Genomic DNA, 13,085 nt, shown 5'->3' on the forward strand with positions numbered 1-13,085 from the left:
AGTGATATTACAAAGTAAGTAAAATTAATGGAATTAAAGGCCGATTCCTGTTATATTTTCTGTTAAGATGCTGAAAAACCATTATCTTTGCCAGACATTTTTATGCAATATTATGAGTGAAGTAGAAATATCTGTCCGTGAACGGGAAATCTATAAAGTTACGTTGGCGGGCAGTTTGGTCAATATTATCTTGGTCATATTCAAGTTTGCCGCGGGAGTCTTGGGCAGAAGCTCGGCGATGATTGCAGATGCCGTACATTCTTTGTCCGATTTGGTTACAGATGTCATAGTCATTGTTTTTGTGCGCATTTCGAGCAAACCGGAAGATAAGGGACACGATTATGGTCACGGCAAATACGAAACAATGGCCACTCTTCTTATAGGGGTAGCATTGTTGGTTGTCGGCATCGGGATCTGCTGGAACGGCATGGAAAAGATCATATGGTTTCTGCATGGCGGAAGCCTGGAGTCGCCCGGATGGATTGCCTTTGTAGCCGCTGTACTTTCTGTCTTGTCAAAAGAAGTTCTTTTTCATTATACCCGTATTGTGGGGAGGCGTTACAACAGTCCGGCTGTGGTGGCCAATGCGTGGCACCATCGGAGTGATGCTTTTTCCTCTATAGGTACTGCTGTCGGCATTGGAGGCGCTATATTGTTGGGTGAGAACTGGCGGGTGCTTGATCCGCTGGCGGCTGTCATTGTCAGTTTCTTCATCATTCAGGTAGCCGTCAAGCAATTGAAGGAATGTATTGACGAACTGCTTGAGCGGTCGCTTCCTGATGACATAGAACAGGATATTACCCGCATTGTTCTCTCTTTCGAGGGTGTTTCACAGCCTCATCATCTGCGTACCCGCCGTATCGGAAGTCATTATGCCATTGACATTCATGTGCGGATGGATGGCAATATCTCATTACGTGAAGCGCATGACAAAGCGACTGCGATTGAAATGAAACTGAAGGAGGCCTACGGAAAAGGTACATATATCAACATCCATGTAGAACCTAAAAAAGTAAGTAATGAGTAAAACGATATTGGTGACCGGAGCCAGCGGATTCATCGGCAGCTTTTTGGTAGAAGGAGCTTTGGAACGGAACATGCAGGTTTGGGCTGGAGTGCGCAAGACCAGCAGCCGGAAGTATTTGCAGGACAGCCGTATCCAGTTTGCCGAGCTGGATTTTATGGATTCCGACAACTTGCAGGCTAAGCTCGCCGTTCATAAAAAGTCACACGGAGGATGGGACTGCATCATTCATTGTGCCGGAGTGACGAAGTGCCTTGACAAACGCGACTTTGAGATAGGCAACTACTGGGCCACGCGCAATTTTATCGAAACATTGCAGCGGTTGGATATGGTTCCTGAACGATTTGTCTATATCAGTTCGCTGAGTGTTTTCGGACCGGTGCATGAGCGCGATTATATGGAAATCTGTGACAGCGATGCTCCGTGTCCCGATACGGCCTACGGGAGAAGCAAACTTCGTACGGAAGAATATTTGCGTTCTCTTGCAGGTTTTCCTTATGTAATATTCCGTCCTACTGGGGTTTATGGTCCCAGGGAAACGGACTATTATCTTATGGCAGAATCGATCAAGAAGCATCTTGACTTTGCGGCGGGTTTCAGACGTCAGGATATTACCTTTGTTTATGTGAAAGATCTGGTGCAGGCTATTTATCTGGCCTTGGAGAAACAGGTGGTATGCCGTTCTTATTTTGTGAGTGACGGTGAGGTATACAGCAGCCGTACTTTTTCTGACTTGATCTGGAATGAACTGGGCAGGCCGTGGATGCTGCGTTTTGTCTGTCCCATCGGATTGCTGAAAGTTATTTCGTTTATATCGGAGAATATAGGGAAGCTCATGCACAAGCCGACCACCTTGAACAATGACAAATATAGAATCATGAAGCAGCGTAACTGGCGGTGCGACATAACTCCTTTAAGAGAAGAACTGGGATATGTTCCGCAATATCCGTTAGCGGAAGGTGTAAAAGAAACGATTGCTTGGTATAAGGAAGAAGGATGGCTGTAGAGTTAAGACTGTTTGATCGGATAGAAAGCGGCAAGTCCCTGTTTGCTGTTGAGCGTATTAGTCTGATGTACAATGCGCTGACTTCGGTTCTGATATTCATCCTGTATCCAGAGATGGATCATCCGGGAACGATGCTGCTTGAACGGCTTGGCATTGTTCTTCTGACTTTTCTGCTGATTGGGCTGTATCAGTCGTTTCCTTGCCGGATGACAGCTTTCGTGCGGATGGTTGTGCAAATGTCTTTGCTTGCCTACTGGTATCCCGATACATACGAGTTTAATCGTATCTTTTCGAACTTAGATCACGTTTTTGCTGCGGCCGAACAGGCTGTTTTCCATTGTCAGCCGGCAGTTGAGTTCAGCGAGCACTGTCCTTCCGAATGGTTCAGCGAACCTTTTAATATGGGATATTTTTTCTATTATCCCATGATGCTGATAGTTACCGTGTGGTATTTCGTGTTCCGGTTCAAGTGGTTCGAGAAGATTTGCTTTGTGCTGGTCGTTTCTTTTTTTATTTATTATCTGTTTTATATATTTGTGCCGGTAGCCGGTCCTCAGTTCTATTTCCCGGTCATCGGAATGGATAATGTAAGCTCCGGGATTTTTCCCCCTATCGGTGATTATTTCAACCATCATGCTTTTTTGCTTCCCGGTCCGGGCTACGAACACGGTTTTTTCTATAATCTGGTTGAGGCCTCCCAGCAGGTAGGAGAGCGTCCCACTGCGGCTTTTCCGAGTTCGCATGTTGCTATTTCCACCATTGTGATGATTATGGCATGGCGAGTCAGCCATAAGCTGGCTTATTGTCTGCTTCCGTTCTATCTGCTGTTGTGCTGTGCTACCGTGTATATTCAGGCGCATTATCTGATTGATTCCATCGTTGGTTTTGTGTCCTCGTTCTTTGTGTATGTGCTTGCAACGAAGATGTATAACCGTTGGTTTGCTTCACGGGCATTTGTAACAAAATAGAAAATCCCGTTCATCCGGTATTCTTTCGCAGATGAACGGGACTTATTTTCTCAAACGGCGTTCAATAGATATTTGAAGGAAATCCTAATCCTTGTCAATATAAACGGCAGGCTTCCCGCACCATTGTCCTTCGGGCATGTTGAGGGAATAGATCTTTCCGTTCCATGTCACGTCTATTTTCTTGCAGTTCTGGTCCATCAGTGCGTCGGTCACGGCGATTCTTGAACCGGATGCTGTCTGTTCAATGAGGACGGTACACGGTGCCGAAACGGCCAATGTCATTCCGTTGCTCTTCAGGCTTGTCCGTTTGTCGTAGAATACGGCTCCGACGACCTTTCCGTCCGAAGATTTGACCGCTTGTATCAGGGTGTCGTTGCGGAGCACTTCAAACGGGTACTCCTTTTGAGGTGTTCCTTCGCCTGCATATACTACATAGCCGTATGTGCCATTGGCGGGACTCTGTCCGTGGTCTATCCACATGCGGAAGATGTCCACTTCCGAAGGCAGGTTCTTCTTCCCTTTGTTCGCTAGGTTTCGTTTCAGCCAGTCTGTTTTCTTTGTTTCGCAAACATAATGAGTTTTTCCGGCATATTCAGGAAATACAGAATAGGCAAATTTGCCGTTTTGCACAATCCACTTGATGCCGTTGCCTTTATATTCATATACTTGGCCTGTTTTTTCGGTCTGTTCGATTGTGGTGCGGATGTTTCCATCCATTTCGGGGTGCAGATTGGTTATGCCGGCTCCCAAGGCTATCATGTAATCTCCAAGCATGAAATACGACTTGTATGCCTTCACGCCGTAGAGCATTGCGTTTTTTCCCTGATTGTCCCCTCGGTCGTTCACTCCGTCCTTATCTGATGCGTTCATCTTCTCGAAGATATATCCCGCTACGGCATTCTCTTCTCCGAATGTGGATGCCGCCGCAAAATTATGTTTGCTGCAATAGCCTCTCCAGTTTGTTACGGGAACCAGTTTGTCCATTCCCTCACGTGCCGTTACTCCCGGGAAAGCGGTCACGTCGAATGCTCCCAAAGCCTTGCGGTATTCGTTTCCGCTCTTTTGGAACAGAGTTGCACCGTCGGTCGTGTAGAAATTGTAGGAGTCAGCGAATTCTGTTGCACTTTCCAGTCCGTCACATCGTACCGAAGCCATGTTGACAATGATGTGGTACCGGTCGTTCTTTTTGATGAGGTCATCGTTGTTGAAGAACCAGCGTGTGCCGTTGTACTCATCGTATGCTTTCATGTCAACCTTTTTGTTCATGCATTCTGCATACAGTTGTTTCATTTCCTGCAACTCTTCCGGTTTGAAAGAATCCGCCCAGTTCTCTATCAGCTGTTTCAGCATCACGTTATAGCGGATATTCGATGCGTCCGGTCGGTAGTCCATTGAACTGCGGTCCAGACAGGGCAGGCTATATCCTTTGTAGTAGTAATAGTTGGCGCCCCGGAAGTAGTTCATCAACGCTTCCACATTCTCTCTTGTCAGCTTTTTTTCCCACGGAGAACCTTTGAACATGCTCAGCATGTTGAGTGCATTCAGCGTTCCGTCGATGGGGTAGCCCCATATCAGGCATTGCATGCCATGTCCCCATCCTGCTCCGTCCGCAGTGAATCCTTCGCTCCAGAAAGATTCGTAGTTTGTGTTTTGCGAAGTCATGCTGATCGCTTTCTGGCAGACCTCCGCCAATAGGTCGATCATCGGGATGGACTGAAGCACGAATGCGGTGGAAAACAAGGGGCGGTATCCCACTGCATTTCCTCCCACCCACCATACATGATGGCGGAAGCGTTCTAATTGGACCACATTCTTGTCCGTTTCGTCGTTTCTGAAAGGTTGTGTCCAGGCTTGCAGGGAAAGCACTTTCAGCATGTCGCATACGGCAGAAAGCTGGGTATCCTTGGCGCGGCCCTGCTCCACGTCGTCCATCTGTTTCAACATGCAGAAGTAGATGTTTGCGGCTGCTGTCGGAATAGCAAAGCAAGACGAATGAAAGCGATTCCATTTGTTCGGGCGTGCAACTTCCATGTCGCCGTAATGGAGAATCGCTTTCTGGCATTTGTCCCAGATGTCCGCATTGCGGTTGATGTCCAGTTTGCCGCACCTGAAGGCCTCCGATATGCTCAGCACACGCTCCAGCGCTTCAACGATGACCGCTCCGGAGTTGGCTTCGTTTCCGTCTTTCGATATTCCCACTTCCTTGTCGTTCAGGTCCGAAAAGGTGCCGTCGGCATTCAGCAGATTCAGGTTCTTCTCCCATACGTTCAGCAATCCTTTTGTTTTTCTGTAACCGTGTTCCGCCAGATAATTCCGGTAAGAAAGGACTGCCTCCCTTTTTTCCGGGTCCGTCATTTTCTTTGCTTCTTCCGTATACCGGTGATAATTGTCAAAGGCAATCTGCCGTTCCGTTGTCTGTGCAAATGCCACGTGTGAGAATGCTGTAATTCCTATCAGCAATCCCCACTTTTGTAAGTTGAGTTTCATAATTATTTAGATAAAGATGTTCTTTTTGAAAGCTAATCCATTCAATCTTTAAAGTTGCAGAAGATTAATCCGTATGACTTGTCACAAATATATCATAAGAATTTGTATGATGAGTTGGTTCCAAATACAAAATTGCTGTATTAAATATAATAACAAGCATTCCATTTGGATGCATGTACATATACTGTATATCGTTTGTACGTTAAGTGTATGTTTGTGGCTTTTTATAATTGTTTGCATCTGTGAGGCATTCTTGTTTAAGGATGAAATGTTATTTTTGCAGCGTTTAGTTAACCAATTGGGATAAAGCATCTGAAACGACATCTTTGTGGGGTAGGTCTGTTGTCTTTATATGGTAAAGAGAGATGATAGGAATGATGTGCAATAATCAGATAAAAACATTAATTTTGTTACATATTAAAAACGAGTTTATTATGAAAACACACAATCTTATTTTGTTTGTGCTTCTCGCATTGTGGGTGGCATCCGTGCGTGCCCAAAAGCTGGAAAACCTGCCGGCTCTGAAACAGCACTCCCAAAACGAATTGTTCCATCGGCTGGCGAAGGCTCCCCGTGCTCCGGCTTTCGAATGCGAAGGGTACTGGGTTTGGGGAAGTTCTGTCGTGAAGGGAGAAGACGGGAAGTATCACATGTTTGTTTCCCGCTTCCCGAAATCGCTCCCTTTCCATCCGGGATGGATGGTGGCGTCTGAAATTGTTCATGCGGTATCGGATGTTCCCGAAGGACCCTACAAGTTCAGCGATGTGGCGCTTCCGGCCCGCGGCGCGGAATATTGGGACGGACGTTCGACGCATAACCCTCGCATTCTGAAGCATAAGGGCAAATATTATCTGATTTATATGGGATCTACCCATCCCTTTGCAGACCCCACTTATGATGAACTGACTTTAAGCAGTCCGTGGTGTATTGTAGGACGGTCTAACAAACGGATTGGACTGGCGGTTGCCGACTCGCCATACGGCCCGTGGAAACGCTTTGACGAGCCGATTCTGAAGGCCAAACCCGGCACCTTCTACAGCTATCTCACTTCCAACCCTTCTCCGGTGATTCAGGAAGACGGTTCGGTGCTGATGATTTTCAAGGGAAGGGCTCATACCGCGAACGGCAAGTATTCGGACATGGCTTTGGGCGTTGCCTATGCTCCCGCTATCGAAGGACCGTATACTGTGCTGAACAACGGCAAGCCCATCTTTCAGGTAAACGGTCAGGGAGAAGCCGAGGATCCGTTTCTGTGGAAAGATTCCAGAGGCTATCATGTCATTTTCAAGGATCATGTGGCCAAATTTACGGGAGAAAGGGGAGGGGGCGTAATGGCCCACTCCGACGATGGCATCCATTGGACCGTAGACAAAGACCCCAAAGCCTATTCGCGCACCGTGGAATGGGAAGACGGGAAAGTGGAAATGCAGGGTCAGCTGGAGCGTCCGTTCCTCCTTTTTGAAGACGGAAAGGCTACTCATGCCTTTTTTGCGACCATGGATGGTCCGGGCGGATTTGAAAACGCATCCAAGTCATGGAACATGGTGATACCTTTGAAGTAGCTTTTTATATGAGATGAGCCGTCATCCCGGTTAACTTGAGCCGTCATTTTCTCCGGTTTGACAGGGCAGAATCTTGGGGGGAAGCGGACAAAACAAAAGAAAGAAATCGTATGGGACAGAAAAAGAAAGAAATTATAAGAGCCGGCTATCTTGCCTTTCTGACATTTGTCTGTATGCTGAATGCGGCAAGTCTTTTTGCCCGGTCTGGAAATGAAATGCGTTGGGAACAGGTAGAGCCGGGAGTATGGAAGGGCACGTTCGGGACACCGGAGGACTATTCTTTGCTGGAAGCCTCGGGAGCCGAACCGCTGGAAGAAGGATTCTTGAGCCTGCCGGATGTGGAGATTCCCGCCTTGCACGCGGATATCACCGCTACGGTTCAGGACGGGAAAACGTATCTTTCCATTCCGCTGGAGAAAAAGGAGCAGATTTACGGGCTGGGACTTAACTTCCAGAGTGTCTTCCAGCGCGGGAAGGTGCTGAACCTGCACGTGGACCATTACGGAGGAAGGGATGACGGACGTACGCACGCTCCGGTTCCGTTTTATGTATCCAGCCGGGGGTATGGCATTCTTGTCAATTCCGCACGTTATCTGACCGTCTATGCAGGGAGCGGAATCCGGAAAGACAGCCCTCATGCAGAGAAGGCGAAGGACCGTAATACCGACAAGTCATGGACGGCCCAGCCTTATTCGGATGCCGTTTCCATTCTGATTCCGGCCGAAGGTGTCGAGGTCTATCTGTTTGCCGGTCCTGCTCCGTTGGATGTGGTCAGGCGCTATAACCTGTTGTGCGGCGGAGGGGTTCTGCCTCCCCGCTGGGGATTGGGCTTTACCCAACGCACTCCCACTCTTTATACCTCCGCGCAAGTAGAGAAAGAGGTGGATGATTTTGAGCGTTACGGCTATCCGCTCGACTTTATCGGTCTGGAACCGGGATTTGGCCCCGAGGGTATCGCTGCTTCAAGGGGCAAAGAGCAGAATCTGGAAGAAAATCCTTATCTGGAAACCGTCGCGAAAGAAATCAGGGATCAGTATATGGCAGGCGAATATTTGCTTGTGGCGCCCATGTTTGTCGGAGAAACCAGCCGCAAGGTGGTTTTGCCGGAGGGAAACTGGTATGATTTTTATACCGGCGATTATGTTGGCAACGGAGAAACAATTACGGTTTCCCCGGGGTTGGAGCGCATCCCTGTCTTCGTCAAGGACGGAGGCATTATACCGATGATGGAAGCGGTGCTCCATGCTCCCCGAAGCGGTCAGAAGGTTAATCTGGAGATACGTCATTACGGAAAATCGGACGGAGCCTGCCGGCTGTATGATGATGACGGGGAAACTTATGACTATGAAAAGGGAGTCTGCTCATGGAGAAATATAAAGGTGAAAAGGCAAAAGAACAGAAAACTGAAAGGAAGCATCTCAAAGAGTGAATCCGGAAAGCCGGATTCGGTCAATAAGGTTACTTGGGTCTTTATGACCGAGGGAAATGAATCCTCTGAACTGTAGAAATTATGAAGAGAATTATTTGCATGTCCGGCATCTTCTTCCTGCTGTTGTCCGGTTGCATTCACGGAGAACCGGCAGGTCTGTCAAAGTATGTGAATCCGTTTATCGGGGCGAGTACCAGCACGAAACTGGCGGGAACATATCATGGTCTGGGAAAAACTTTTCCCGGAGCAGCATATCCCTTCGGCATGGTTCAGGTCAGTCCGCAGACAGTAACGGGCGGTGATAACGGTTCCGGTTACAGCGACGAGCACCGTACCATAGAAGGCTTTGCCTTCACTCAGATGAGTGGGGTAGGCTGGTATGGAGATTTGGGAAATTTCATGACCATGCCGACCTCCGGCAAGCTTCGGCTGATTGCGGGAAAAGAAGACGGGACCATGGCGGGATACCGTTCTGCATATGACAAAGCTTCGGAACAGGCTTCTGCCGGATATTATTGTACGACCTTGACAGATTATGGCATTAAAGTGGAAGCCACGGCTTCTGCTCATTGCGGTGTGCTCCGCTTCACTTATCCTGCGCATACGCACTCCCGCATTCAGATTGACCTGGCGCGCCGTGTGGGCGGGACTTCTACACTCCAATACATAAAGGTGAAAGACGAGCATACTGTCTGCGGCTGGATGAAATGTCCGCCGGAAGGGGGAGGCTGGGGAAACGGCAGCGGAAATGCTGACTATACGGTTTATTTCTATGCGGTTTTCAGCAAGCCTTTGGATGATTATGGCTTCTGGAGTGCTGACATTCCGGACACATGGCAGCGGAAAAGACAGGATGTGACCAGTGATGCGTATCAGCAAAGAATATCCCAGGCTCCCGTCATCAGGGATGCCCGTGAGATAAAAGGAAAGCACCTCGGGTTCTTTACGGAGTTTGCCACCCGTAATGATGAGGCTGTTACCATGAAAGTGGGAATTTCCTTCGTTGACATGCAGGGGGCTGAAAACAACTACAGGCAGGAGATTTCTGCAAAAGACTTTGACTCTGTGAGGCAGGAAGCTGAAGAAAGCTGGAACCGCGAATTGTCGCGCATCAGAATAAAGGGCGGTGGCCGGGATGAAAAAACGGTCTTCTATACGGCACTCTATCATACGATGATCGATCCTCGTATTGTCAGTGATGTTGACGGAAGGTATGCTGGCGCTGACGGCAGGGTTCATCGGGATACAAGTTTCACGAAGCGGACAATTTTCAGCGGATGGGATGTATTCCGCAGCCAGTTCCCCTTGCAGACCGTGATTAACCCCAGGATGGTGGATGACGAAATCAACTCATTGGTGTCGGTGGCTGAGCAAAGCGGCAGGGCGTATTATCCGCGTTGGGAACTTCTGAACGCTTATAGTGGCTGTATGATAGGAAATCCGGCCATATCGGTGCTGGCGGACGCTTATGTGAAAGGGATAAGGGGGTATGATGCAGAAAAGGCTTATGCGTATGCCGTGAATACGGCGGAAACGTTCGGAAACGACTCGTGCGGCTACACTCCGCTGAATGTGTCAAAAACGCTTGAGTATGCTTACTTTGACTGGTGTTTGTCCCGCCTGGCCGAAGCGTTGGGGCACAATGACGATGCCGGCGTTTATGGAAAACGCGCTCAAGACTATCGCAATACGTTTGACCGGGAGGCCGGATGGTTTAATCTCCGCCGGGCGGATGGGCGTTTTGAGCCGTGGGCAGATAGCCTGCGCATCAGGGAACACTATGGGTGCGTAGAGTCTAACCTGTATCAGCAAGGCTGGTTCGTGCCTCACGATATTCCGGGCATGGTTGAACTGATGGGAGGAAAGGAGAAAGTATTGGCCGACTTGTCCGCATTTTTTGAGAAAGCTCCGGAGAACCTGCGCTGGAACCAGCATTATAACCATGCGAACGAGCCGGTGCATCTGGTGCCTTTCCTGTTCAATCGGCTGGGGTGTCCGTGGCTGACCCAGAAATGGACACGCCATATATGCAGCAACGCCTATAAGAATTCCGTGGAGGGACTGGTGGGAAATGAAGATGTGGGGCAGATGTCGGCATGGTATGTGCTGGCGGCAATCGGAATTCACCCTTCTTGTCCCGGATCTGCACGCTACGAGATAACAAGCCCTGTGTTTGATGAGGTGCGTATCAATCTCGATCCGTCTTACTTTAAGGGAGGCAGTTTTGTGATCAAGGCGCTGAATAACTCAGGGAAGAACCGATACATTCAGAAGGCGCGCCTTAACGGCCGACCTTACAACAAATGTTACATTGACTTTGAAGACATCGCTTCCGGTGGAGTGCTTGAGCTGTTTATGGGCGATACTCCCAATAAGGAGTGGGGAACGGACTGAGTGTGCCGTCCGGACTGAACGGAACGGTCTGGATTTCCGGTCTGTAATAACATAATAATATATAAAGATGAAAAAACGAATAGCATTACTTTCTTTGTGTTTTGTATGCGGCCTGACTTATGCGCAGGAGAGCTTTACCGACTCTGTCAGGCTGGTCAAGGAGAATTACATCAATGTATTTATCGGAAATGATCCGGCAAAAAAGGCGCTGGTCGACCGATTGGCTGAGGTTCCGAAGGAGAAGGAGGCTTCAGACCAGAATGTGATCGAGCTGCAGCAGCTTTATCCCATTTCCAGAGAAGAGGTGAACCGTCTGGTAGAGAGCATCCGGGACGACGGATCGTGGGGTGACATCGATTATGCGGACACGAAACGTTCGGGATGGAGTCCCAAGATACATACGGAACGGATTCTCACAATGACCAAATACTATTGGCGGGAGAGAAAAAGTTTGGACGCGGATGATATGTCCCGGCTGACGGGCGCTATTCATCGTGCCATGAACTTCTGGTTCTCCAGCAAGCTGGTGTGTAAAAACTGGTGGTATAACCAGATCGGTATTCCGCGTACGCTTGGACCTGCGTTTCTGCTGTTTGAGCAGGAGATGACCGGAGAGGAGAAGCGGGAGGCGGTCGAAGTCATGAAACATTCTTCTTTCGGGATGACGGGGCAGAACAAAATCTGGCTGGCCGGAAATGTATTGCTCAGAGCCTTGCTGGAAAACGACTGGAAGCTGGTCAGGGAGGCACGGACGGTGATTGGCTCTGAAATAACGGTAGGAGCGGGAGAAGGAATCCAGGCCGACTGGAGCTTTCACCAGCACGGGCCTCAACAGCAGTTCGGCAATTACGGCTTGTCTTTCATAAGCAATATGGGTTTCTACTCGGAGGTATTTGCCGGAACTTCGCTTGCTTTTACCGAGAGCCAGCAAAAGACGCTCGTTTCTTTGCTGCTCGACGGGTATCGGTGGATTGTGTGGAAAGGGTATTGGGACGTGAATGCCCTTAACCGCCAGCTGTTCAGAAACGCTGACAGGGACAAGGGGTTTATCTTGCTTTTCACCGCCTGCTCTTTGATGAAAGGGAGCACGCCGGAAGTAGAGGCGGAGATTGAGGACATGATCAGACAAAGTGGGCTGGACTCGGATGTGGCAAATACGTTTGTCGGAAACAAGCACTTCTGGAAATCAGACTATACGGTTCATCGGACACCACGCTGGATGGCTTCTGTACGGATGGCTTCCGAAAGGGTTATCGGAGCGGAGCTGGTGAACGAGGATAACCTGAAGGGATATTATATGGCAGACGGGGCTTTATATACTTATGTGAGAGGCGATGAATACCATAACATCTTTCCTTTCTGGAACTGGAGAAGGATTCCGGGCATTACGACTTACGAAAGCGAGGCTCCCATACCTGATCCCAATCGGACAGACTCGCGGAATCACTCTTCGCGTGTGGGAGGCGTAAGTGACGGTACGACCGGAATAACCGCCATGCAGCTGAGGCGGAACGGACTGAATGCAAACAAGGCATGGATCTTTGCGGACGATTATATCTTGTGTATGGGGAGCGACATCCGCTCGGACAGTTCGGCTTCCGTCATCACGTCTGTTGACCAGCGTTTCAGAAGGGGAGAGGTCCGTTCTTGCGGCAACGGAAGGTTCTTCCATGACAACACAGGGTATATCATCCTGCAAGCCGACTCTTGTGCGGTGCTGACAGAGCAGAAAAGGGGACAATGGCATGATTTCATGGGGATGTACAGGCCGGAGATGCTGGAAGAAGAATCCGTATTTTCAATCTGTCTGACGCATGATAAGAAGCGTCCGTCCGGCTATATCTATCTGATATTGCCGGCAAGCAGCGTGAAGGAGGTCGGAGATTTTGATGCGGAGAGTATCCGGATTGTCCGGAACGACAAGGATGTCCAGTCCGTTGTTATAGGCGGGTTGTGCTATCTTGCTGCTTATCAGAAGACAGAAGTGAAGACAGATAGCGGGGATGTCCTGGATATACCTTATCCGGGCACTTACATCATTGATATGCAGAAAGGAGAAATACGGCAGAAAGCGTATTTCGAAATGTAAAGATATCGGGTTGAAGTTACCTCTTCACTGGAGTGATACGATCGTATCACTTAAGTGAGGAGATCGCCTCACTGGAGTGAAGAAATCGTATCACTCCAGTGAAGAGGTTTATGGTTCGAGATATCC

At 48.9% G+C, this 13,085-nt stretch carries 8 protein-coding genes; 7 read left to right on the forward strand and 1 reads right to left on the reverse strand.

Annotated features, from left to right (window positions below; translation table 11 throughout):
* The first annotated feature begins 112 nt into the window (after positions 1–112).
* From NW212_RS12415 to NW212_RS12425, 3 genes are read left to right on the forward strand one after another with little or no spacing between them, the layout of a single operon-like run.
* Positions 113–1,027, forward strand: coding sequence for a cation diffusion facilitator family transporter (locus NW212_RS12415; RefSeq protein ID WP_258338955.1), 915 nt, complete (start codon positions 113–115; stop codon positions 1,025–1,027).
* Positions 1,020–2,030 (forward strand): NAD(P)-dependent oxidoreductase, encoded by a 1,011-nt coding sequence (locus tag NW212_RS12420; RefSeq protein ID WP_258338956.1) that lies wholly within the window; start codon positions 1,020–1,022, stop codon positions 2,028–2,030. The genes NW212_RS12415 and NW212_RS12420 overlap by 8 nt, the downstream gene beginning before the upstream one ends.
* Entirely contained in the window at positions 2,021–2,998 is a 978-nt protein-coding gene (locus NW212_RS12425) for a phosphatase PAP2 family protein (RefSeq protein WP_258338957.1), read from the forward strand. Before NW212_RS12420 ends, NW212_RS12425 begins: the two co-directional genes overlap by 10 nt.
* A gap of 84 nt (positions 2,999–3,082) precedes the next feature.
* On the opposite strand, the gene NW212_RS12430 is transcribed toward NW212_RS12425, so the two are convergent.
* Entirely contained in the window at positions 3,083–5,485 is a 2,403-nt protein-coding gene (locus NW212_RS12430) for a polysaccharide lyase family 8 super-sandwich domain-containing protein (protein ID WP_258338958.1), read from the reverse strand.
* 434 nt (positions 5,486–5,919) lie between these two features.
* Between NW212_RS12430 and NW212_RS12435 the strand changes: the two genes are divergently transcribed.
* The 4 genes from NW212_RS12435 (at position 5,920) to NW212_RS12450 (ending at position 12,959) form a co-directional block, all read left to right on the forward strand.
* Positions 5,920–7,047, forward strand: coding sequence for a glycoside hydrolase family protein (locus NW212_RS12435; RefSeq protein ID WP_258338959.1), 1,128 nt, complete (start codon positions 5,920–5,922; stop codon positions 7,045–7,047).
* Between the two features lie 173 nt (positions 7,048–7,220).
* Positions 7,221–8,552 carry a DUF5110 domain-containing protein gene (locus NW212_RS12440; RefSeq protein WP_258338963.1) on the forward strand — a complete coding sequence of 444 codons (1,332 nt, stop codon included), beginning with the start codon at positions 7,221–7,223 and terminating at the stop codon, positions 8,550–8,552.
* A gap of 5 nt (positions 8,553–8,557) precedes the next feature.
* Positions 8,558–10,870, forward strand: coding sequence for a GH92 family glycosyl hydrolase (locus tag NW212_RS12445; RefSeq protein WP_375337991.1), 2,313 nt, complete (start codon positions 8,558–8,560; stop codon positions 10,868–10,870).
* Positions 10,871–10,937: 67 nt separating this feature from the next.
* Positions 10,938–12,959, forward strand: coding sequence for a polysaccharide lyase family 8 super-sandwich domain-containing protein (locus tag NW212_RS12450; protein ID WP_258338960.1), 2,022 nt, complete (start codon positions 10,938–10,940; stop codon positions 12,957–12,959).
* Positions 12,960–13,085 lie beyond the last annotated feature (126 nt).

Origin of the sequence: Bacteroides sp. ET225, assembly GCF_024733745.1 — a bacterium.
Lineage (GTDB): Bacteria > Bacteroidota > Bacteroidia > Bacteroidales > Bacteroidaceae > Phocaeicola > Phocaeicola excrementipullorum.